Annotated in this window: 21 protein-coding genes and 1 pseudogene; 18 read left to right on the plus strand and 4 right to left on the minus strand. The window is 47.9% G+C overall.

The window, feature by feature from the left end:
- The first annotated feature begins 56 nt into the window (after window positions 1–56).
- Complete coding sequence (locus tag HI950_RS18790; RefSeq protein ID WP_169089876.1) at window positions 57–1,295, plus strand: TraB/GumN family protein; 1,239 nt, start codon at window positions 57–59, stop codon at window positions 1,293–1,295.
- Between the two features lie 67 nt (window positions 1,296–1,362).
- Here HI950_RS18790 and HI950_RS18795 read toward each other — a convergent pair whose 3' ends face one another.
- Complete coding sequence (locus tag HI950_RS18795; protein ID WP_169089878.1) at window positions 1,363–2,250, minus strand: DUF6999 family protein; 888 nt, start codon at window positions 2,248–2,250, stop codon at window positions 1,363–1,365.
- A complete protein-coding gene (locus HI950_RS18800) occupies window positions 2,247–4,112 on the minus strand; it encodes a 3-oxoacyl-[acyl-carrier-protein] synthase III C-terminal domain-containing protein (RefSeq protein ID WP_169089880.1) in 1,866 nt (621 codons plus the stop codon). The genes HI950_RS18795 and HI950_RS18800 overlap by 4 nt, the downstream gene beginning before the upstream one ends.
- Before the next feature lie 435 nt (window positions 4,113–4,547).
- On the opposite strand from HI950_RS18800, the gene abc-f reads away from it, so the two are divergent.
- A complete protein-coding gene (abc-f, locus tag HI950_RS18805) occupies window positions 4,548–6,362 on the plus strand; it encodes a ribosomal protection-like ABC-F family protein (RefSeq protein WP_169089979.1) in 1,815 nt (604 codons plus the stop codon).
- 105 nt (window positions 6,363–6,467) lie between these two features.
- Here the strand turns inward: abc-f and HI950_RS18810 are convergent, their stop codons facing one another.
- Window positions 6,468–6,776 (minus strand): thioredoxin family protein, encoded by a 309-nt coding sequence (locus HI950_RS18810; RefSeq protein ID WP_169089882.1) that lies wholly within the window; start codon window positions 6,774–6,776, stop codon window positions 6,468–6,470.
- Between the two features lie 85 nt (window positions 6,777–6,861).
- On the opposite strand from HI950_RS18810, the gene HI950_RS18815 reads away from it, so the two are divergent.
- The 16 genes and pseudogenes from HI950_RS18815 (at window position 6,862) to HI950_RS18885 (ending at window position 21,704) form a co-directional block, all read left to right on the plus strand.
- On the plus strand, window positions 6,862–7,167 hold the full coding sequence (locus tag HI950_RS18815) for a hypothetical protein (RefSeq protein ID WP_169089884.1): 306 nt from the start codon (window positions 6,862–6,864) through the stop codon (window positions 7,165–7,167).
- Between the two features lie 711 nt (window positions 7,168–7,878).
- A complete protein-coding gene (locus HI950_RS18820) occupies window positions 7,879–8,472 on the plus strand; it encodes a TerD family protein (RefSeq protein ID WP_169089886.1) in 594 nt (197 codons plus the stop codon).
- A 26-nt stretch (window positions 8,473–8,498) separates the two neighbouring features.
- Complete coding sequence (locus tag HI950_RS18825; protein ID WP_169089888.1) at window positions 8,499–9,080, plus strand: TerD family protein; 582 nt, start codon at window positions 8,499–8,501, stop codon at window positions 9,078–9,080.
- Window positions 9,081–9,174: 94 nt separating this feature from the next.
- Window positions 9,175–9,753, plus strand: coding sequence for a TerD family protein (locus HI950_RS18830; RefSeq protein WP_169089890.1), 579 nt, complete (start codon window positions 9,175–9,177; stop codon window positions 9,751–9,753).
- A gap of 24 nt (window positions 9,754–9,777) precedes the next feature.
- Window positions 9,778–10,356 carry a TerD family protein gene (locus HI950_RS18835; protein ID WP_169089892.1) on the plus strand — a complete coding sequence of 193 codons (579 nt, stop codon included), beginning with the start codon at window positions 9,778–9,780 and terminating at the stop codon, window positions 10,354–10,356.
- 76 nt (window positions 10,357–10,432) lie between these two features.
- Complete coding sequence (locus HI950_RS18840; RefSeq protein WP_169089894.1) at window positions 10,433–11,713, plus strand: TerD family protein; 1,281 nt, start codon at window positions 10,433–10,435, stop codon at window positions 11,711–11,713.
- 24 nt (window positions 11,714–11,737) lie between these two features.
- Window positions 11,738–12,529, plus strand: coding sequence for a TerC family protein (locus HI950_RS18845; RefSeq protein WP_169089896.1), 792 nt, complete (start codon window positions 11,738–11,740; stop codon window positions 12,527–12,529).
- 99 nt (window positions 12,530–12,628) lie between these two features.
- The gene (locus HI950_RS18850) at window positions 12,629–13,834 is read left to right on the plus strand and encodes an HpcH/HpaI aldolase/citrate lyase family protein (protein WP_169089898.1); all 1,206 of its coding nucleotides are present in this window, start codon (window positions 12,629–12,631) and stop codon (window positions 13,832–13,834) included.
- Between the two features lie 76 nt (window positions 13,835–13,910).
- Window positions 13,911–15,080: pseudogene (locus HI950_RS35920) on the plus strand (phosphoribosyltransferase family protein); the annotation flags it as partial.
- A gap of 81 nt (window positions 15,081–15,161) precedes the next feature.
- Window positions 15,162–16,259 carry a cysteine protease StiP family protein gene (locus tag HI950_RS35925; RefSeq protein ID WP_223285392.1) on the plus strand — a complete coding sequence of 366 codons (1,098 nt, stop codon included), beginning with the start codon at window positions 15,162–15,164 and terminating at the stop codon, window positions 16,257–16,259.
- A complete protein-coding gene (locus tag HI950_RS18860; RefSeq protein ID WP_169089902.1) occupies window positions 16,256–17,053 on the plus strand; it encodes an HAD family hydrolase in 798 nt (265 codons plus the stop codon). Before HI950_RS35925 ends, HI950_RS18860 begins: the two co-directional genes overlap by 4 nt.
- Window positions 17,054–17,095: 42 nt before the next feature.
- Window positions 17,096–18,118, plus strand: coding sequence for an ATP-grasp domain-containing protein (locus HI950_RS18865; protein WP_169089981.1), 1,023 nt, complete (start codon window positions 17,096–17,098; stop codon window positions 18,116–18,118).
- A 195-nt stretch (window positions 18,119–18,313) separates the two neighbouring features.
- Window positions 18,314–19,009 carry a hypothetical protein gene (locus HI950_RS18870; protein WP_169089904.1) on the plus strand — a complete coding sequence of 232 codons (696 nt, stop codon included), beginning with the start codon at window positions 18,314–18,316 and terminating at the stop codon, window positions 19,007–19,009.
- Window positions 19,010–19,035: 26 nt separating this feature from the next.
- Entirely contained in the window at window positions 19,036–20,133 is a 1,098-nt protein-coding gene (locus HI950_RS18875; protein ID WP_169089906.1) for a toxic anion resistance protein, read from the plus strand.
- 314 nt (window positions 20,134–20,447) lie between these two features.
- Window positions 20,448–21,011 carry a hypothetical protein gene (locus tag HI950_RS18880; RefSeq protein ID WP_169089908.1) on the plus strand — a complete coding sequence of 188 codons (564 nt, stop codon included), beginning with the start codon at window positions 20,448–20,450 and terminating at the stop codon, window positions 21,009–21,011.
- A 102-nt stretch (window positions 21,012–21,113) separates the two neighbouring features.
- On the plus strand, window positions 21,114–21,704 hold the full coding sequence (locus tag HI950_RS18885) for a thymidine kinase (protein WP_169089910.1): 591 nt from the start codon (window positions 21,114–21,116) through the stop codon (window positions 21,702–21,704).
- Between the two features lie 115 nt (window positions 21,705–21,819).
- Here the strand turns inward: HI950_RS18885 and HI950_RS18890 are convergent, their stop codons facing one another.
- Window positions 21,820–22,266 (minus strand): tellurite resistance TerB family protein, encoded by a 447-nt coding sequence (locus HI950_RS18890; protein WP_169089912.1) that lies wholly within the window; start codon window positions 22,264–22,266, stop codon window positions 21,820–21,822.
- Window positions 22,267–22,396 lie beyond the last annotated feature (130 nt).

Raw genomic sequence — 22,396 nt, forward strand, 5'->3', positions numbered from 1 at the left:
CGTAGAAAAAATAATACGGCTTAAAGCCGACCAGTAGTGAAGGAGAGGGTCCATTCATGAAGAAATTCGCAGCATTATTTCTAACACTAGCACTACTATTTTCATTCGTAACAAACGTACAAGCGGAGACCAAGCCCGTATCGGTTTGGGTAGAGAGCCAGCAGGTACAGCTTGGCGGCCTCCAACCTATAGTAGAGAAGGGAACGACGCTAGTTCCGGCGAAGCTGCTGCTAGAGAAGCTTGGCTTTGAAGTAACTTGGGATGAGATGAACCAAGTCATTTCCGGCAAGAAGGACGGACTAGTCCTTTTATTCCAAATCGACAACCTAGGAGCAATGGTTAACGAAATCGAGCAAGGGCTGCTTGTTGCTCCAAAGCTTGTTAAGGGCACTGTTTATATCCCATTGCGCACGGCAAGCGAAGCGGCAGGCTACAAGGTGTCTTGGAACAAAGATAAGCGCACCGTTTCCCTGGAAGTTAAGGAACCGAGCCGCGGCTTCCTATGGAAAACGGAGAACGCAGGCAACACGGTATATTTGCTAGGCTCGATACATATTGCAAACGATGCGATGTATCCGCTTCGCCCAGAAATTCAGAAAGCCTACGAGGCTTCCGACTATTTGGCCGTAGAGGCGGATATTTCGAATGCGAATGACGAAAATATTCAAAAGCTTGTGCTTGATCTTAGCGTCTATAAAGATAATACAACGCTTAAGGATCATATTTCCGCAGATGCCTATAAGAAGCTGGGAGAGATTTTGAAGGCGAACGGCTTGGCCGAAAATGTGCTGGACACGTACAAGCCCTGGAGCGTGTCTTCCACTATCGATTATCTTACTACGGCAAAATCAGGCTTTAATCCGGGAATCGGAATCGATGCTCATTTCTTGCAGCAGGCTATAACGAACAAGAAGCCGATTCTTGAGCTTGAATCGATCGAATACCAGCTTAAAATGTTTGATGGTTTTACAGATAAGCTGCAGGAGGAAATGTTAAACACTTCCCTTGAAAATTATTTTAAAGAGGATTCCGGAATCGAAGAGCTTACAGAAATGTGGGTATCTGGGGACGAGAAGCAGCTGCTTGAGCTGACTAACTCCATTTCGTCCAATGAAGAGTTTAGAAAAGCTCTGCTAACAGACCGCAACGCGCCAATGGTCGATAAAGTTACGGGCTATTTGAACGACACAGCTAAGAAAACCTACTTTGTCGTTGTAGGGGCAGCACATATGCTAGGCGAGGATGGCATCGTGCCATTGCTTGAGAAGAAGGGCTTTACCGTAACTCGTCAATAATACGGCAAATAAAGAAGGCAATCCCGCGAATAGCGGTGATTGCCTTCTTTTTATGATGGGGCGTTTCTTAATAAGAGTCCTGCTGCTGCTGTTTCTGCTTTAGCTCAACGAGCAGCGCATGAAGCTGCTCCGTCGCTAGCCCGTGCAGCACAAGACGAAAGCCTGCTTTCAGCGTCGTTAGCGGTACCATGGGATGCTTGTTATTGATGAGCGCGAGCCGGTCATTGCTGCCGATGATCTTGGACGCAAGGATGCCGATCGTTTCATCCAATTGGAGCGAGTTGGTCGCCCGCCAGAAGTCATTGTCCGTCAGGAACATTTGGTAGACGGGTGTGAAGCATTCAATCGCTGTCGTCAAATCCATAAAGTTGGTCCAGCGCGCCGGCAAGGGCTCAATGGGCAGCGGCGATTCGGTAATCGAGCTGAAATTAAGCATCGCTTGCTTCTTTACGACGAGTCCCTTTTCACGCAGCTCCCGGTTAAGGTTGATGACGAAATTATATAAATTTAAGTCATGAATTAAAAATAGATCATCCTTCACTGGCTCGAGATTCGTCGGCTTGAGCGGATTCATCTCAATCTGGACGCCAGGCACATTGTCGCGTATAAAGCCCAGCACCTCGGAGCCTAGGTAAAAGTGGCGCAGTATCATAAAGTTGGCGCTCGGGCTGACGAAGGTTTTCATTCCAAAATGAAGCACGCGGTGCAGCAGCCGAGACGATGTGAGCGCCTTCGGTACGATGACTTTATAAATTTGCAGCAAAATAATCATCAGCCGCGCGAACGGTCTCAGCAGGGGCAATAGAAATTGCCGCGATTTGCTGGAGCAATCCTTGAGATAAGCTGCCTTCGCCTCCTCATTAAAGGGAATGCTCTGATCCAAGTAGATGGCGAGAAACGGATTCGGATCGTTTTTGTCATGCGGCATATTTTCAAAATAATCGGCTTCACTCATACGTTTCCCAGCTCCTCTAATTGCAGCAGGTAAAGCCTTGCTGTCGTTTTAGCTGTTTTGACGATTCGCGCCGCAATTTCTGCCGTCAGCATGGGATGCGAAACGACGGCCTCAAGCCGCTCAAAATGCTTCTCGTCGGAGTCGCTGTGATAGAGCAGGAATGACACTTCCTCATCGCTAAGACCAAGCTGATCGCGAATCATCTCGCCCCAGTAGCGCGCCATTCGGCAGCCAAGTCCTTCGATAATCCACATGGCTCCGATGAGATCGATTGGATTATCGCGGCTTGCCCGCTGGAACAAATAGGCGGACAACGCCTCGCTGCCGATATTTTTTTCGCCTGCTTGAATCCTAGCGGGATCCCCTCCGACAGCTGCATAGTTGCGCTCTAAAATTTGAAAGTCGCGATGCTCGTCGCGCGCATGGGCGATAAACGTTGAACGAAGATCGATATGCTCAATCGCGATATACGAGGCAGCACGGGCGATCCATTGCGAGCCGTCAATAACCTGCTGGCGAATGTTTTCCATAAGCGCCATATAATCATGAAGCGTGAATTTGTTGCTGTACAGCTTATGAATAACCGGAACATGCGCGAGCTTTTGCTCAAAATCGATCCACACCTGCACGAGCTGCCTTACGAGCTGAGCCTGAACGCGATCTGCTTGATCGTACGCCAGATGAGGCGCTTCGGGCTGCCTCTCCTCGAAAGCAGGCTTCGCTGCATTAGCCTCAGAGCCAACAACGGTCAGCAGCATATACGAGGTTTGAAATCTGCCGCTCTCCGGTACCATGCACAGCACCTGCTCGCCAGCCTTAAGATGCCCCTCATTAAGCAGCTCCTCCAGCATAATATAGATCGACGCCGCGCCGGTATTGCCCTTCGTATAGAGGTTCGTGAACCATTTCTCCTCGGGAATCGTAAGCCCGCCAAGCTTCAGCAGCTTGAATATTTCCTCACGGAAAAAATGGGACGAATAATGGCATACCATCCAATCGATAGCCGCAGGGTCAACCTTGCCCTCCTCCACGAGCTCGAAGAAGCGATTAACCCCGATCTTCGGCATTTCGCGAACGAGCCTAATGTCCTGCTTTAGATTAATGGCGCCGTCACTCGCCGCTTCATGAATGGACGGATAGTCAAGCCAGCAAGCATGCTCATCATTCTCCTTATTGGTTCCAGCATACATGCAGACGTCATAAAGATTCGCATACGATTTGTTGTCGATCCATTCGATTCGAAGCGACAAGCCGCTCGCTGCGGGCTGGTGCTGGAGAACCGCCGCGCCTGCGCCATCGGACAGCATAAACCGCAGGAAGTCGGTATCAAAAGGGATGGGGCGGTCAGCCAATGCCTCCTGCGCTTCGAACCTCGTATGCTTAAACACGCGGCTCGGAAATTCGCTGGCGCAGGAAATCGCTGTCCGCTGCTCGCCGGATTGTACATGCAGATAGGCGTTTTTCATTGCTTGCATGCCGCTGGCGCAAACGCCATGATGGGTCGCGACCTCGATGACCGGCAGGCCCGTTTCGGCATGAACCATGCTGGCGAAGCCCGGCACCAGCATATCGCCTTGCGTCGTGCCGACAGCGAGGAAATCGACCTTGTCGCTAAGCACCTCCTTATTACGCGCAAGCGCATCCTGGATGGCGAGCCCAGCCATTTCCGCATTCGAGTAAAGGCTCTTCTGCTCCTTGTTTATGGCATAGTGCCGATAGCGAATTTGATTTTGCTCGAGGATGCGCCGTTTTGACTTAGAGGCTTTGCCGCCTATTTTGCCAAGATAATGCTCGATTTCTTCATTGCCGACAGGCGGTCCGGGCAAAAACTTCCCGATGCTCGTGATATAAACAAAATTCATGAAGCACCTCCACAATCAAAATATACCTATGTCATATGATCGATGATGCCGCGATTTAAGCCAAGTACCAACTTTATTTGGTACCGCTTGGAAAGTTAGGCTTGAAAACGGATTCGACAGTCCGATATAATAGATGCATATCAAAACTGATGACTGACGGAGGTAACCCAGCCGATGAAGTAAGTACACGATTCCTGCAAACAACTTGTCTAAGTACAAGCGGCGTTCTCGCAAGCGAGAACCGGTCAGGGATACGTGCGTCGATTTGGGGACTTATGGATAGTCAATCAGCAGCGATAGATATGAGATGCATGCCCGCGATTCTGTGGTGTGACGCATCCTTATTTCGTTTACCTGATATTCCCCTGCGTATTCGACCGTGTGCCGCTGGCCACGGTTTTTTATTATGTATTCGGAAATGGGGAATGTTCCTTGATGCTATTAAAAGTGAAACAGATAACGAAAGAATGGGACGGCAATACACTGTTCGAAAATATAAGCTTTGAGGTTAAGGAGGGTGAGCGGCTGGCGCTGTTCGGACGCAATGGCGTTGGCAAAACGACGCTGCTGCAGGGCTTGACCGGAAGGCTATCGCTTGATGGCGGCGAGGTGCAGCGCTTACTGCCTTTAGAAGCATGGGGCTGGCTTGACCAGCAGGCGCAGATGGACTCGTCGCTCACGCTGCTCGAGTTCGTTCAAGCAGGATCGAATCAATTGTTCGGTTTGAAGAGAGCGATGGCTGAGCTGACGCTGCGGATGCAAGAGGAGACGAGCGACGAGCTATTAAGCCGTTATAGCGAGCTGTATGAAAGGTATGCGCAGCTTGATGGCTATAGCTGGGAGATTAAATCGGAAAGATGCTTAACGCAGCTTAGCTTTGACTCATCATTATGGAGCCTGCCATTTGCGAGTCTCAGTGGCGGACAGAAGACGAAAGCACAGCTGGCGGCGCTTATGGTCAGGGAACCGAAGCTGGTCATACTCGATGAGCCAACGAATCATTTGGATTCGGACGCGCTTGATTGGTTGGAGCAATGGGTACGATCGTATCCGGGTACGATCGTTTATGTGTCGCATGACCGGACGTTTATCGACCGTACGGCAACGTCCGTTCTGGAGCTGGAGCGCCATGGCTGCCGCCGTTATCCAGGCGGCTACACCGAATATAAGGCGCAGAAGGAGCTTGAGCTAAGGACGCAGGAGGCGCTGCACAAGAAGCAGCAGCTGGATCGGGAGAAGCTGCTCGAGAGCATTCGGATGTATGCGGAATGGTTCCAGCAAGCGCATAAGGCTGCAGGACAAAATGATTTTTTGAGATCAAAATCGAAGAAAAACGTTTCGCGCCTGCATGCGAAGGAATCGGCTTTAGCGCGGTTAGACAGTGATAAGGTGCAGAAGCCACGCGAGGAATCGCAGCTCCGCATGCATTTGGAGACGGATGGCTTTGCGGCATCGACGCTGCTGCGCATGGAGAATGTTGGTTTTGCTTATGAGGGGCGCGGGCAAGTGTTCAGCCAGCTTAACCTTTCGATAGAACGAGGCGACCGGCTTGCTGTGTTAGGTCCAAACGGGGCGGGAAAGTCCACGCTGCTGAAGCTGGCGACCGGAAACTTAACGCCTACTGCCGGCAAAGTGACCATTCATCCGCAAACGAAGATCGGTTATTTTGAGCAGGAGCTGGATAAGCTCGATAGCGATACAACCATTCTGGATAGTTTGCTGATGATTCCGGAGATGACGCAATCACATGCGCGTACGATTTTGGGCTGCTTCTTGTTTTCGAAGGAGGATGTGTTCAAACGCATTGGGGATTTGAGCATGGGCGAGAAATGCAGAGTCGCGTTTCTGAAGCTGTATTTTGGCAAAGCGAATTTGCTCGTGCTGGATGAACCGACGAACTATCTAGATGTGAGTACACGCGAGCAGGTAGAGGAGGCGCTTTCGCATTATCCCGGCGCCGTTCTTCTTGTGACCCATGACCGCTATTTGATCCGCCAAGCAGCTAATCGCTTGCTTGTGATGGATGGGCATAACGAGCCGAGCTTGTTTCCCGGAACGTATGAGGAGTACACGTCAAAGGATCGCAGCCGATTGCTCTCGCCGGAGGAGCAGCTAAGCCAGAATGAGCAGGAAATGCTTCAGCTTCGTTTAGCTCAGCTCATGAGCAGCACCCAGCCGGACGACCATGAGGAGCAGCGGCAGCTTATGCTGGAAATCCGCAGAGTACGCGAGCAAATAAATAGCCAGTAACGATTTACCCGCAGAAGAAAGCAACCTTTCCTATACTTGCAGCGTTTGTATATTAGTTGAAATAATGGAAATAGGTGGACTTCGGAGCTTGCTAGCGGAGTCCCCTCACTTCAGCATCAGATAGACATGGTCTACGGACTGCATCGCATATTCCTTCTGAATCAGTTCGCCATCCTCGACTATAGCCAAGCACGGAACGCTGGAAATTTGCCACTGCTCACGAAGTCGCGGCGCATAGTTTATATTCAGCTTGTAAAGCGGGACGGAAATGCCGGTCAACTCAGCAATTTCCAGCATGCGTTCGCCGATTTTGCATGTGCCGCACAAAGGGGTAAAGAAATATACAGCAGCTTTGCCGCTTTCGGCTAACAGAATATTCTGCAGAGATGCTTCATTTTGTTCTTGAATAGCCATCCTCATACTCCTTTTTTACGTTTATAAAAGTAATGTACTCTATTCGCATGCGATACACAATAACGATTGATTTCATGGTTACGGGGTGAATACGATCATAAAGAAGAAGAAGATCATTCTTATAAGCGCCGCTATTTTGGTGATTGCCCCTTTGTTTCTAAGCTCTCTATCTCCTGAGTGGACCATTCGCAGGCATATTCTTGCGAGCTTACAGCCAATCAACAGCTTACAAGCTGCCATTACGCCAATGGGAGTAGTGGATGCGGAGTATGGCCATTTGTACAATGTCAGCGGTTATATGTCCAAGGCAACGGGAGATGAACTGGGTGTCGTTTATTTAAAAGAGCTTGGCCCCTTCTGGTATGTGGCAGGTGTAGGAACAGGGCCATAAGAAGAACGGCTTCATGTTGGGATGAGGATAGCTTACAGTGGCTGATGGTTAAAACATGCGAATAAAGGTATGGAATAAAAGGGGAAAAGCTAACTTGGAGTAAATGGCATATGGCGCGAAAAAAAAACGAAGTTGACGTAATGAAAAGAAGGCAGAGAGCCGTTGCGCTTGTTCTGCTTTTTTTATTTATTCGAGAGGAGGAGCGATAGCAAAAACAGTCCATTAATGAGGAGCAAAGCACCAAAGATAAGACCTGTTTTATTCCGTTTTATAAATTCCATACAAACACCTCGTTAATGCGTATTTACTGTTTATAATTATCTCGCTTATTATCTGATTTTTCCACCTTTTTTTTAGAGGACGAGCAGAGAATAATAATATGTCGGTTAGAGAGCTTGGATACGACAGTTTCGGCGGGCCATGATCCCTTTATGTTTCTTTATTTGAAGAAATTTGTAATTGGAATGTCGGTTGTTATAAAATTAAAAGCGTGGTGCTCCAAGATGGAGCCATCTCTGCAATACCGCTTTTCCCATGTGGAGTTTCCGTAAAGAAGAGGTAATATTCAGGTTTTGTAGAATAATGCAGTGATCACGCTTTTTTTTTGGAACTTACATGTCGAATAGGCGTATTGTTGGGTAGAGCTTTTGTAACAATACCTGCTATTAAATGATTCTAGACGTTTACATTATGGAAAGGGGGTGCAATACAATGGGTATCTCTCTCGTTAAAGGTCAAAAGGTTGATTTGACAAAAGGAAATGCCGGTCTTACTAAAGTAATCGTTGGATTGGGTTGGGACCCTGCTGAAGTGAAGGGCGGTTTCTTCGGAATGAAGAAGGCGGCTAACGTGGATTGTGATGCATCAGCTTTATTGCTGGATGCTAACGGCAAGCTAAGCGGCGAGAAAAATCTTGTTTGCTTCTATAATAAGCAGAGCGGTGACGGCTCCGTCGTCCATTCGGGCGACAACATTACGGGCGAAGGCGATGGCGACGATGAGCAAATTATCGTACAGCTTGACCGTGTTCCGGACCATATTCACAAAATTCTTTGCGTGGTCAACATTTACGAATGTGAATCCAGACGCCAAGATTTTGGCATGATCAAATCCGCTTTTATCCGCATCGTGAATCCAGCCAACAATCAAGAGCTTATTCGTTTCAATTTGACGGATAATTATTCTGGTAAAACAGCATTGGTCGTCGGTGAGCTTTACAGACACAGCGGTGAATGGAAGTTTAATGCAATTGGCGAAGGCACTCATGCTGCCCACGTTGATATCTTTGCTCGTCAATACCAATAATTTACCCAGAAAAGAGGTCATTTCAAATGGCAATCAGCTTATCCAAAGGTCAAAAAATCGATCTTACGAAAACAAACCCTGGTCTGACAAAAATTACGGTAGGCTTAGGCTGGGATACTAATAAATATGACGGCGGAAAAGACTTTGACCTTGATGCATCTGTATTTTGCTTGAATGCACAAGGAAAAGCTGGCTCCGAGTCGGACTTCATTTTCTACAACAACCCAAAAAACAGCAATGGCTCCGTTGTTCACACGGGCGATAACCGTACGGGCGCAGGCGACGGCGACGATGAGCAAGTGAGCATCGACCTCTCTGCTGTTCCAGCAGAAACGGACAAAATTGCATTCTGCATCACAATCTATGATGGACAAGAACGCAGCCAAAACTTTGGACAAGTATCCAACGCTTTCGTTCGTATCGTTGACGAGCTAAGCGGCACAGAGCTTATCCGTTACGATCTTGGAGAAGATTTCTCCGTTGAAACGGCTGTAATCGTGGGCGAGCTTTACCGTCATTCCGGCGAATGGAAATTCAGCGCAATCGGAAGCGGCTTCCAAGACGGCCTTGGCGGTCTTGCACGCAACTACGGTCTAGCTACCAACTAATCGTTCCTCAACCCGTAAAGGGTCGCCAGTGGCGGCCCTTTTTTGAGATAAAAGAAGCTTGTTTTATCGCAAATTCCACGAGGAGGCATTAACTATGCCAGTTAATTTATCTAAGGGGCAAAAGGTTGATCTGACCAAATCGAACCCCGGTTTGTCCAAAATTGCGGTAGGCCTCGGCTGGGATGTCAATAAGTACGATGGCGGCAATGCGTTTGACCTGGATGCGACTGCATTTTGCTTGAATGCATCTGGCAAAGTGAATAGCGAGAAGGAATTTATTTTTTACAATAATCGGTCGAATACGAATGGCTCCATTGTCTCCTCCGGCGATAACCGCAGCGGTGAAGGGGCGGGCGACGATGAAAGCATTAAGATAAACCTGTCTGCAGTGCCTGGTGATATTCAGAAGGTTGCCTTCTGCATTACGATCCATGATGCAGGGCAAAGAAACCAAAACTTCGGCCAAGTGGCCAATGCTTATGTTCGCGTCGTAAACGAGGAAACAGGCGAGGAACTGATCCGCTATGATCTAGGAGAGGATTTCTCTGTTGAAACAGCGGTCGTAGTAGGCGAACTCTATCGGTATAATAGCGAATGGAAATTTAGTGCAGTAGGCAGCGGTTATCAAAACGGATTAGAAGGGCTCTGCAGCGACTTTGGCGTTCAAACCTAGCCTACGTTAAGGAGGAGAAGAACGATGTCCATCAATCTTTCCAAGGGACAGCGAATTGATCTTACCAAAACCAATCCAGCACTTACGAAGGTTGTTCTTGGCCTAGGCTGGGATACGAATAAGTATACCGGCGGCGGTGAAATCGACCTGGACGCAAGTGCGTTTCTTCTACATCAGGATGGCAAAGCCAAGGATGAGAAGGATTTTGTTTTTTATAATGCCTTGATTGCTTATAACGGTGCGGTAGAGCATACAGGCGATAATCGTACGGGCGAGGGCGATGGAGACGACGAGCAAATCAAAATTGATTTTCTCAAGGTTCCCGCTCACATTCAGCGAATCGGGATTAGCGTTACGATCCATGATGCCGAGTCCAAGCATCAAAATTTCGGACAAGTCTCAAATGCATTCGTGCGTTTGGTCGACGAGACAACGGGAAGAGAAGTGCTTCGTTATGATCTTGGCGAAGATTTTTCTGTTGAAACGGCAATCGTATTTTGCGAGCTGTATCGTCATGGAGCGGATTGGAAGTTTCAAGCGGTTGGCTCCGGGTTCTCGGGCGGATTGGCTGCGCTTTGCCGCAACTACGGACTATCCGTGTAATTTATATGACGAATAGGGTGGCAGGGCAGGAGCGAATTTGTCACCCTTTTCTATTTTACCGAAGGGCGGTTTACGCATGGAGCTAGCATTAATGAAAGGCCAAAAAGCAGATATTACCAAAAACAACCCTGGTTTTCGAAATCTGCTTATAGGGATGGGCTGGAATAGCACAGCAGGTGTTGATGTTGATTTCTCAGCCTTTCTACTGCGCGCGAACGGGAAAACAGCTGGAGACCAGGATTTGATTTTTTATAGCAATCCGAAGGACGCTAGCGGCTCAATTGAGCTGATAGGCGACAACAAACGAAGCTTTGCAGGGAAAGTCGATAAGGAACAAGTGATGATACGGATCAACGATGTTCCACAAGCAATTGAACGAATTTCCTTTACCTTAACGATCTATGATGGGGAAGCGAAAAGACAAAATTTTTCTAACGTGAATGATGCCTATATTCGGATTGTTGACGAAGGAACAGGACGCGAAATATTGCGCTATGACCTTGGAAAAAATTTCTCTATCGAGACTGCAATTGTCGTAGGAGATTTATATAGATATAATGGCGAATGGAAGTTTAACGCCATTGGATCAGGCTATTCTGGCGGGCTTGCTGCGCTTTGCAATAGCTTTGGCATTGAAGTGAAGGCCGATGCGCCAGCTCCGAGTACGCCGCCAGCACCTGTGAATCCGCCCATTATTTCGGCTAAACCGCCTGTACCTCCTGCACCCGTTTTACCTGAACAAAAAACAGCTCCAGTAAACCTAAGCAAGATTTCGCTCACCAAACGCGGAGATGTCATCAATTTGCAAAAAGGTGCCGGCTCGCTCGGTGAAATCGTCATTAATTTGAATTGGAACCAAAAGAAAGCATCAACTGGATTTTTTGGCCGGTCAAGCGGTGTTGATCTGGACGTGGGCTGCCTGTTTGAATTGAAGGACGGGCTGAAGGGAACGGTACAAGCATTAGGCAATAGGTTCGGTGATTTCGCGAGGGAGCCGTACATTTCTTTGGATGGCGATGATCGGACGGGTTCCATTTCAACGGGCGAGAATCTTAGAATCAATGGCAATAAGGTTGCTGAAATAAAGAGAATCGTCATTTATGCCTATATCTATGAAGGAGCGACTAACTGGGCTGAGGCAGCAGGTATCGTAACGATCTCGCAGACAGGCGGACCGGATATCGAGGTGCGCATGGACGAGCATAACAATCGCAAGGGCATGTGCGCGATCGCAATGATTGAGAACGTGAACGATCAAACCTTCAGCATTCAGCGGCTCGTGCAGTACTTCTCAGGGCATAAGGAGCTTGACGAGGCTTATGGATGGGGTCTCAGATGGGTTCAAGGAAGCAAATAAAGCAATATTCGGAGGTATTTACAGATGGTTGATTTTTTTCAGAGCGTAATAGCGAATTTCGGGAGTTTCTTTCATTGGGACAACCTGTCGCAAGTTTTAACCAATCCTACCAACTGGGGGATTATCGCGACACTCGTAATATTGGAAGGCTTGCTTTCGGCAGATAATGCGCTTGTTTTAGCGGTTATGGTTAAGCATCTACCGAAGGACCAGCAGAAGAAAGCTTTGTTTTACGGTATTATTGGAGCCTATATATTCCGGTTTATTGCAATCGGAGTGGGCGTCTACCTCGTACAAATTACATGGATTAAAGTCGCAGGCGGCTTGTATCTGTTATGGATTGCGCTGAGCAACCTGTTCCATCTGGAATTCAAGCTTGCTCGTGTTGGCAACATTCCGTTAATTCCATACATCGGCAAGAAGGGCGATGGCGAAGAAGCAGAGGTTCAAAATAAAGGCTACGGCTTCTGGCGTACGGTTCTTGCCGTTGAAATTATGGATATCGCGTTTAGTATCGACAGCGTTCTAGCCGCATTCGGCGTGAGCGAAGAGGTATGGGTTCTATTCTTGGGCGGTATTCTCGGCGTACTTATGATGCGCGGCGTTGCTCAGGTGTTCCTAAAACTGATCGAGAAGTTTCCCGAGCTTGAGAAAGCAGCCTTTATTCTGATCATCTTGATCGCTGCGAAAATGATCGGCGGAGCGTATGGCCTGCATGTGCCGCATACCTTGTTCTTCGGCTTAATTATAGCCGTATTTGGAGGCACGCTTATCTATAGTGCAGTACGCAACAAAAAAGATTCAAAAGCCGTCTAGATCGTCACATACAAAGATTGTTGAAAATATCCCTCATTGGATCGCGAGGGATATTTTTTACTCTCAGCTTGGTTCCACAAACTTTTAGGAGGGATAACTTTGAGGTATTTTAACTATCTTACCAATGAAGAAGAGCAAAATTTCTTTTACTCCCTTCCGACTCAGTTCAATAATGATTCTGACAAAGAAATTATTGCTCACGCGATTGGTGCTGCGCTGTATATGCCGGCAACCAAGGATAATATAGCAGACGATTTGGTAGCCGTAAAACACGAAGGACTTGTGTCTATGGTGATAGACCTTGAAGATGCAGTAGGAGATAATCAGCTGGAGCATGCAGAAGAGACTCTGAAAGCAACACTACTTAAAATTGGTCGATATATTTCGATAGGTTTATTGCGAGCCGACCATATTCCACTTATCTTCATAAGGGTGCGGTCCGTGGATCAGCTTAAGCGGCTGCTCTCGTTTTTTGGAGAAGAGATCGAATATGTTACGGGCATTGTGTTTCCAAAATTCAATATGAAAACCGGCGGCGAGTATTTAAGGCTCCTTGCGGAATACAACAAGCGTAAAATGCCATATAGCAACGTGCTGTACGGCATGCCTATATTGGAGAGCTCAGACGTGATTTACCGTGAGAAGCGCGTCGAGACGCTGCTTGGCATTTCGGAGCTGCTGAATGAGTATAAGGAATATGTGCTTAATGTGCGGATCGGCGCAACGGATTTTTCGAGTCTCTTTGGGCTACGTAGAAGTCCGGACCATACGATCTACGATATTGGCGTCATACGAGATTGCATAGCGGATATCGTCAACGTATTTGGCAGGATGGACAACCATTATGTCATCTCCGGGCCTGTGTGGGAATATTTCAAGAGCGATCGCGTATTCAAGCCGCAGCTCAGGCAGACGCCATTTGAGGAGAGCATGGGGCGTCATGGACGGATTTTGCGCATGGATTATATTAATAGATATGTAGACGGGCTCATTCGTGAAGTAGCGATGGACAAGGAAAACGGCATTATCGGCAAAACGATTATTCATCCTACCCACATCAGGCCGGTACAAGCGATGTTTGTCGTTACGCATGAGGAATATATGGACGCCCTGCACATTATGGAAAACAGTCAAGGCGATTATGGCGTTATGAAGAGCCGCTACTCGAACAAAATGAATGAATTTAAGCCGCATATGACTTGGGCCAAACGGATTATGATTAGATCGAACATATATGGGGTGCTAAATGAAAACCAAAATTTCACCTGCTTACTCGCAGAAGAACGGGAATCAGCAATCGTTTAATATTATCGGAGATTTAGAGGTTACGATTGAGGTTACGAGCAATACCTTTCATATTCCGCTAGAGCAGTTATTTCAAATGGCAGCCCGCATTAACAAAAAACGAAGCTTTTTATTCGTAAGCAAAGTACTTGGCAAGCATATTCCGGTCCGTCCTCATGTCTCCTTGCTATCAGGTGCTGCGCTTGGACTGCTGTATCAGCAGTTCAGAGGAAAGCCGCTTCCAATTAAGATCGAACGGCTGCTGCACGCCTTTGAGGCGCCTGAATCGGCCGATGAAATCTATAATTGGATGAAGAGCAATAAGATGGCTGTTGACGAGAAAACACTGTTCATCGGTTTCGCGGAAACGGCCACGGGGCTTGGGCACAGCATGTTCGATATGTTTGGCGGCGATGCCAGCTTCTTGCATACGACAAGGGAAAGTATTGGCTATAAGACCTCCTGCATCGATTTTGAGGAAGAGCATTCCCATGCCACTACGCATCGCTGCTATGCGAGCGACCCCGCTATCTTCGGACAAGCTGAAACGATCATTCTAGTCGACGATGAGATGACGACAGGCAAGACTGCAATCAATATTATTCATGATTTACACGCTAGGTACGGGAAGAAAAATTATATCGTTGCAAGTCTGCTGGACTGGCGTTCAAATGAAGATATTGAGCGATTCAGCGAGCTTGAACGGGAGCTTGGCGTAAGTGTGGACTGCTTATCGCTCGTGTCCGGACAAATCGCAGTAAAGGGCGAGCCCATTGAGAGCACCGGCCATGTAGACGAGCAGCATGAGCATGGGGCAGAGCCGATTATCGACTTCTTGTATGTGAACAGCCATTTCGCCAGCCTTCCTGTCTCTAAGGGGGAGGTTGCCTACCTGAAGCATACGGGCCGCTTTGGCCTGACGGCGGAGGATAGTCATGCACTGGACATGGAAGTTGACCAGGCTGCTGCTTTCCTGCGAGAGCGCCGAGCAGGCGGCAGGACGCTATGTATGGGTACCGGAGAATTTATGTACATTCCGATGCGGGTAGCCGCTAAGCTTGGGGAGGATGTCTGGTACCAATCCAGTACACGCAGTCCGATTCATCCGAATACGAACCCTCATTATGCCGTTCGCTCCGCGTACCGATTCGTTTCCCCTGAGCAGGCCGATGTCATGAACTTTATGTACAACATCCCGCAAGGTCATTATAACGAGATGTTTCTATTTATGGAGCGTGAGGCAGCTGCTGCCCAGTTGGAGGAGCTTAAGCAGGTTCTGCTCTCCCTAGGGATTCCACATGTTCATATCGTTTACTTTAGCTCCAAAAAAATAGCCGATCCTGCTCCTATGGGCAGCTATAAACAGGAGGATGTTATCTTTCTGCTTAAGGATCTTAGCGACATTTCATTAGAGCAGCGAACGGAGGTACGGGAAGCGGCCATGCAAACGGGCGGCCATTACTCGGAGAGCCTCGCTATTGAGTATCAGCCTACCGCCGAATACATTCAATTATTCCAGGACACGCTCGACGATTCTGCTGTCCGAATTGCGAGAGCGGTCGGAACGGTATCCGAAATGATTATCCAGAAAAACGGATTTGACGTTGTCCTCGCTTCCTTGGCAAGAGGCGGTACGCCAATCGGTGTCTTGATCAAACGATATATAAAGCAAATATATGGAGTCGAGCTTCCGCACTACAGTCTTTCGATTATTAGGGGCAAAGGCATTGACGAGAATGCTTTGCTCTACATGAATCAGAAACATCCTGATAAACGGGTGCAATTTGTGGACGGCTGGACAGGGAAGGGCGCTATTCGCAAGGTGCTGATGGCTGCATGCTCCCTCATGAAGCAAAAGCATGGCCTTGAGCTGAATGACGAGCTTGCAGTGCTGGCAGATCCGGGCTATTGCGCGGGCACGTTCGGTACGCGAGAGGATTTCCTTATTCCGAGCGCTTGCCTCAATTCGACCGTGTCGGGTCTTATAAGCCGAACGGTGCTGCGCAGCGATCTCATCGGGCCGGATGACTTTCACGGCGCCAAATATTATAAGCAATGGAAAGACGCAGACCTGACGAGCGTATTCGTGGACACGATCTCTGCTCATTTCAACCAGACCGCTGCGAGCTCAAAAGCAGAGGCGCTTCATATGCAGGCGAATCCCGCACAAAATGATAGTACTTGGCAGGGTCTAAAAGATATTGCGCATATCCAGAGCGATTTCGGCATTACGGACATCAATCTTATAAAACCCGGTGTAGGCGAGACAACCCGCGTTCTCCTGCGTAGAGTGCCGTGGAAAATTCTTGTCGACCGGCTTGATAATGCCAATTTGAAGCATATTCTCCTGCTTGCGAAGGACCGCGGCGTTCCCGTCGAGGAATATCCGAATATGACCTATTCTTGCTGTGGTATCATTAAGTCGATAAAGGGGGAATCGGAATGATTTTTGCAAGCGATTTGGATCAAACGTTGATTTTTTCGGCGAGGTCGAAGGGCGAGGTAGAGATCGAAGAGATGGTTCCCGTTGAGCTGTACGAGGGCAGATATATCTCTTATATGACTAAGCCTGCCATAGAGAAGCTGCAGCAGCTAGCGGACATCGCCCGATTCGTTCCCGTGACGACACGGATACCCGATCAATTCAACCGCATATTCGGTATCAAGGAGTCATTCAGACCTGAATACGTCATCGTAAGCAACGGCGGCACTATTCTCGTGAATGGACAGATCGATCAGGATTGGCAGACATTCGTTCGGGCTGCCGTTAAGCAGCATTGCGCCGAGCATACGGAAATATCAAGCTTGTTTGCGAAGATCGCATCCTCGCATTGGGTGAAATCGAATGACCTGTGCGATGATCTGTTTTATTCGATCGTTGTCGAGAGGGATCAGCTGCCGCATGAGCCGCTTGAGGAGCTGAAGTCGCAGCTTGCGCCGCTCGGCTGGAGCTATTCGCTTCAAGGACGGAAAATTTATTTGGTTCCAGAGAAAGTAAGCAAAGGTGCAGCCATTCAATATGTGAAGGAGAAGCTTGCCTCTTCGTTCGTATACGCGGCGGGAGACAGCCTGCTGGATGAAAGTCTGCTGCTTGCAGCTGATTATGCGATTTCGCCGTCACATGGCGAGTTAAGCCGGTTTTATGATGCGCATCCGCATATTCAATTTACGGAAGCCAAAGGTGCGCTTGCTTCAGAGGAGCTGCTCGATACCATCTTAAAGCATGCACGGATATCATGAACGCTCTAGCCTCACCACTCTTAATGACATGGAAGAAGGTATATAGACATGACACGCGTTTATATGAATCGTTGGTTTTCGGTAGCGTACCATTACATTAATATGATTCGAAATAATCCAGAGGGCGAGCCGTTTGAGTTTTTTGGCACGCATCCTGACACTAACCATATGTCGCTGCTGGCATCCGATCATATCGGTGAGGAGCCGGCGGTCTTTGGCCTTGAGTACGTTCAGTTCTGTGTGGAATTCTGCAAAAAAAATCAAATCGATATTTTCATTCCTCGCCTGCATATGGAGGAAATCTCGCGATACGTGCATCTGTTTGACCAGATTGGCACCAAGGTGATGGTGTGCCGCGATATCGAGCTGCTGGATTCGATGATCGAGAAGGATAAATTTTATGAAGCACTGCAGGGTAAAGAGCTGGTTACGATTCCCGAATACCGCGTAGTCAATACGGCAGAGCAGTTTAAGCTTGCTTATGAGGAGCTATCGGCAGCCGGTCATAAGGTGTGCTTTAAGCCAACGAAGTCGGAGGGCGGAATGGGCTTTCGGATTATCGACAATGAGCGAGACCCGCTCCGTGATCTATATGGTTATGTAACTTTGTCCACTACGTTCGAACAAGCCTATGAAACGTTGTCCTTAACGGATCGCTTCGACAATCTGATGGTGATGGAGCTGCTGGACGGTACAGAATACAGCATCGATTGCGTGGCGAGCGCCGAGGGTGAATTAATTACGGCAATTCCTCGCCGCAAATCGACGGGAAGAACCTATTTGCTGGAGGATACACCGGAGCTGATGGATATTGCCCATCGCATTGCGACGTCGCTGCGTATTCCTTATGCTTTTAACATCCAAGTTCGCTATAATAATGGTGTCCCCAAATTGCTTGAGATAAATCCGCGTATGTCTGGCGGTCTTTATATTACATGCCTCTCGGGCGTGAACATGCCTTACCTTGCTGTGCAAGCGCTTCTAGGCAAAAAAATTGAACCGCCTAACCCGCAGTTCGGTATACAGGCGGGCTACGTTGAGCAGCCGCTCATTATGAAGCAATAAACAAGAAGGGGACGAGAGTTCCCTTTTTTTTATAAGAGCCTATTGGCTATACGAGCTTTTGGCGCCTAGCGTGTTGCCGGACGCCTCGCGCAAGTATTTTTAAAAAATTGACTTACCTGTACCAAAAACGAGATAATTGAAGATAATGACGGATATAGACATTAGGATAAGCAAGCTTAAATTGGAGGTGCAGCAATGAAATCATTAAAAACATCGTTAGGAATCGCGATCGGCAGCTACGCAGTCGCTCTAGTGGTTTACTGGATTTCCTCTCCCTATATAGCCATTGCTATACCAGCGCTTGGCATGCTGATCGCGCTCTCGTTAAAGCAGCGAGGCAGGAAAGAAATCAATCATTCTTCACGCGAGCCTGAGCTGCAGCAGAATCCGCAGAACAACGCCATACAACAGACACCAAGCGCAGCCGCCTCGGCTAGTGTCCCAGCTGCCGCGCAGACTGCTGGAGCAGCAGCAGCTCCGCCGCAGGTTCTAGATCCCGAGCTTGCTTCTGCATTAGAATACATCGGAATCATCGAAGATATGATTTTACTCGAAGGCGAGCAAAATAATTTAGACGATGAAATTGTTCAGAAGACACTTGCCCTGCTGTCGCGTCTAAACCGTTTAATTCCGGATTTAGTCGCTTTGGGCGATTCAAGCATTAATCACAACATTGTGCGCTTGGTACGGAAGGATTTGAACTCGACGATCAATCCTTTTCTGCGGCTAAGCGGCGAGGCGAAGCGCCAAAACAGGCGGCTATTGCTGGACGGCATCAAGGATGTAGATTCCAAGCTTACTTTTTATACGAAAACGATTGAACAGAAGGATCTTATGGAGCTTCGTACGAAGGCTGAATTAATGCAGCAGCGATACCGGCTTACGGACTAATTAAATGAATGAAGGGGGAAATAAGAATGTCACAACAGCTCGTACAATTAAAAAATGAAGACCTCCAGAAGCTGGAGCAAGAAGTACAAAGCACGATGCAGAAGGTAGCGACAACGGATGCGATGCATTTGGATACGCTAATGGATGAGATTACGAAAAAAGGCCAAAAGACGCTTGAGCGCTCCGGGCAGACGCTAACGATGCTGGAGCGTCCGTTATCCGATCTGATGTCAGGCAAGAGGTCTGAGGTAGCGAACAATATGCTCAAGCTGCGCAGCGAGGTTGAGGATTTGAGCAAGAGCAAGCAGCTGAGCCTCGTTCAGAAGCTGCTTCGCAAAGCGCCGATGAAGGCTTATATTTATAAATATCAATCGGCCAAATCGAATGTACAGGTCATCGTGAAGTCGCTTAGGGATGGTCGCGACAATCTTGAAGAGAACGTCGTGCACATGCGCAACCTGAAACGCAGCAGCTTGGACAATGTTTATGACCTGCAGCTGCTGGTCGAATACGGCAATCGCCTCAAAAAAATGTTCGAGGACGAAATTGCGAAGCCGGAGAACGAGCTGCGCAAGACGTATTTGGAGCGCGGTCTTCGCAAGGTCGTTACCAAGCTTCAGACGTACACGGAAATGATTATGCTGTATCAGCAAGCGATTGCTGCAACGGATATTATTAACGATACCAATGATAAGCTGATGGATGCGCTCGACAGCTCGATTGATAAAACGCAGCATTTGATGTCGGTATCGGTGCTCATTGCGAGCGCGATTGATGATCAGATGAAAGCGATTGAAGCGGTCAATTCGACGAATGAGATGTTAGGCAATCAATTTGCCGAGAATGCGCGCCTTCTGAATGAAACGAGCGAGAAGGCTAACCAAGCGTTGACGAAGCCGGCAATGAGCATGGAGCTTGTTGAGCGGGCGATGTCGGATCTCTTCTCGGCCATGGATAAATACGAGAATTCAAACCGCCAAATTATCCAAACCGTATCGCAGCAGACGGAGAAAATGACGCAAATCAACCAAAAGGTCGGACAACGGCTAGGCATTCAAGCCGCGTCAGGCGCAGGTCAAGCCGAGCTTCCTTCGGCATCGGCGGCTAAAGGCTTTTTGGAATAAAAGGCATGTGAATATAGGATGGACGAGCTCTTGTGGAGCTCGTCTTTTTGTTATGCAGCGGGGCATGGGAAGGGATGTCTCCATAATAATAGCTCATAAAAAAGGGACCGCCGGCATAGTTTTAAAGAAAAAACGAGGTGATCATGCTATGTTTGGCGGTATTGCGCTAGCTGCGCTCCTTATTGTTTTAATTGTTGTCGCCAGCTCCGAGAGAGTGGAGGCCATTATGGAGGATTTTAACTAACGGCTATTTGCGTACGACTCTGATTTGGTATAATGGATTGAAATTATACTGTTGATCGGAGGTATTCCACTTGGAATTCACTTATGAGATTATTTCGGAGTCCAATATTAACGTTCGGTTCATTTACGGCGGAGAATGGTTTACCTTTAACCTGTTCAACCGGGACCATCAGTGGGTGCTTCATCCGTTTGATTCCTCGCTGATACGCAACAAAGACATGAGCAGGCTTGTCATTGCAGATCTGCTTCAACATAAGCCCTTCCAAGTTATGCTGGCGAAAGAAGGCATCATTCTATCAGAGCTGAATACATCCATTCCGCTTGGCCAAAACCAGGAAACAGAGGCGGAATATGAGGAGCTTCCCCGCATCGACAGAGGATCTGACCGGATTTTTGACGAGCAGCGTCCTTCTAGCCCTTTTGAGTTCGATATTGATCAACTGATCGAGGAAAATGAGCTTGAGGATTTGGTCCAGCTGGAAGTGCAGCTCATCGAAGCGCGGCAAAACATGTATAATCAAATTTTGCACCGGATGTTCATGGCTAATTTGGGGCCAACCGATCCGGAGTTCCAGAGGGTCCAGCAAATTGTCAAAGCATATGGAGAAGCAAAAACAAGGCTCCTTACGATATAGCATTGTTCGTCGGTGATTGTGCGGCCTTCAAATTTTCCAATCGTTTCGTGTCGTTAAATCCTGTATAATAGGAACACTGAACTTTTTTTGGGGGAGATTTGATTGGCACAGCTTTATTACAAATACGGAACGATGAACAGCGGCAAATCATTTGAAATTATTAAGGTCGCTCATAATTACGAGGAGCAAGGCAAGCAGGTGCTTATTTATTCTCCATCCGTTGGCGCTCGAGACGGTGTGGATCGCGTAGGCTCAAGGGTTGGCTTCGAGCGTGAAGCGATTCCCGTTCATGAGGATACGAATCTCTATGAAAGCGTGAAGGCGCATGTAGCATCGGCGTTGCCGTCAAAAATTTATTGCGTTCTAATCGATGAAGCGCAATTTTTGAAGAAGCATCATATTTTGGAGCTTACTCAAGTCGTGGACGAGCTCAACATTCCTGTCATGGCATTTGGCTTGAAAAATGATTTCCAAAATCAGCTGTTCGAGGGCAGCTATAATCTGCTCGTGCAAGCGGACAAAATTGAAGAGATTAAGACGATCTGCTGGTATTGCGATCGCAAGGCGACTATGGTCATCCGCTTTAATGACGGAGAGCCTATGAATGCAGGTGAGCAAATTCAGATCGGCGGCAATGAGGATTATAAACCGGTCTGCAGGCGCTGCTACAATGAGGCATTTCGCAAGGCGTAGAGCACTATGCAGAAAAGCAATGCAGAACAGCAATACGTACAATGATATGATACATCTGCAATGAAGAAGAACCTCCCAGATCACGTGATTTGGGAGGTTCTTTCGCATGTCGGTATTACAGGCTGAATTCGCTAGGGTTCAGGCCAAGTGTATTACAGATGTCACGAACAGCTGCTTGCTCTTTCGCATCGAAGTCGCCGTCTGCTGCGCCGATCGCGCTGCATACGCCAACGATGACACGCCCAACCTCCGGCTTGCTGCGGAACTTGGCAATCGCTTTAAGCGCCTCTTGCTTGCCAATCATGCCATCAAACTCGATATTTCCTACAAAGTGATTGAAACGATTGATAACATCGCTCATGTCAAAAACTTTGAGCTCCTCGCTGCGGCCAATATAACCAGCCATTTTTTGCTTTTCTGCAGCGTCGATAGTACCGTCAGCGCCTGCAACAATCGCACAGCCCGCAACGACCGCATCCATGAAATCTTTATTTTTGAATTTTTTAACCTGTTCGTTTAGTCCTTGCTTTGTGTTCTGCAGCCATGATGTGAATGAGCTCATATTGCCCAACCTCCAATAGTTAAATTTTTGAATCTCTACCTCTATTGTAGGTTCTAATGGGGTCAATTAGCAAATGCTGTGGGAAAATGTCTGTTTTTGCAATGAAATTCATAGGTCTGGCGAAGTGGAA

It is taken from the genome of Paenibacillus sp. PL91, assembly GCF_012935325.2.
Taxonomy (GTDB): Bacteria; Bacillota; Bacilli; order Paenibacillales; family Paenibacillaceae; genus Pristimantibacillus.

Excerpts from the sequence above, each read along its gene's own strand:
- HI950_RS18845 (WP_169089896.1), top strand. The coding sequence starts at position 11,738 with ATGGTTGATTTTTTTCAGAGCGTAATAGCGAATTTCGGGAGTTTCTTT.
- HI950_RS18790 (WP_169089876.1), top strand. The coding sequence starts at position 57 with ATGAAGAAATTCGCAGCATTATTTCTAACACTAGCACTACTATTTTCA.
- HI950_RS18835 (WP_169089892.1), top strand. The coding sequence starts at position 9,778 with ATGTCCATCAATCTTTCCAAGGGACAGCGAATTGATCTTACCAAAACC.
- HI950_RS18860 (WP_169089902.1), top strand. The coding sequence starts at position 16,256 with ATGATTTTTGCAAGCGATTTGGATCAAACGTTGATTTTTTCGGCGAGG.
- HI950_RS18810 (WP_169089882.1), bottom strand. The coding sequence starts at position 6,776 with ATGGCTATTCAAGAACAAAATGAAGCATCTCTGCAGAATATTCTGTTA.
- HI950_RS18825 (WP_169089888.1), top strand. The coding sequence starts at position 8,499 with ATGGCAATCAGCTTATCCAAAGGTCAAAAAATCGATCTTACGAAAACA.
- HI950_RS18800 (WP_169089880.1), bottom strand. The coding sequence starts at position 4,112 with ATGAATTTTGTTTATATCACGAGCATCGGGAAGTTTTTGCCCGGACCG.
- HI950_RS18830 (WP_169089890.1), top strand. The coding sequence starts at position 9,175 with ATGCCAGTTAATTTATCTAAGGGGCAAAAGGTTGATCTGACCAAATCG.
- HI950_RS18870 (WP_169089904.1), top strand. The coding sequence starts at position 18,314 with ATGAAATCATTAAAAACATCGTTAGGAATCGCGATCGGCAGCTACGCA.
- HI950_RS18875 (WP_169089906.1), top strand. The coding sequence starts at position 19,036 with ATGTCACAACAGCTCGTACAATTAAAAAATGAAGACCTCCAGAAGCTG.
- HI950_RS18890 (WP_169089912.1), bottom strand. The coding sequence starts at position 22,266 with ATGAGCTCATTCACATCATGGCTGCAGAACACAAAGCAAGGACTAAAC.
- HI950_RS18795 (WP_169089878.1), bottom strand. The coding sequence starts at position 2,250 with ATGAGTGAAGCCGATTATTTTGAAAATATGCCGCATGACAAAAACGAT.
- HI950_RS18820 (WP_169089886.1), top strand. The coding sequence starts at position 7,879 with ATGGGTATCTCTCTCGTTAAAGGTCAAAAGGTTGATTTGACAAAAGGA.
- HI950_RS18840 (WP_169089894.1), top strand. The coding sequence starts at position 10,433 with ATGGAGCTAGCATTAATGAAAGGCCAAAAAGCAGATATTACCAAAAAC.
- HI950_RS35925 (WP_223285392.1), top strand. The coding sequence starts at position 15,162 with ATGGGCAGCTATAAACAGGAGGATGTTATCTTTCTGCTTAAGGATCTT.
- abc-f (WP_169089979.1), top strand. The coding sequence starts at position 4,548 with ATGCTATTAAAAGTGAAACAGATAACGAAAGAATGGGACGGCAATACA.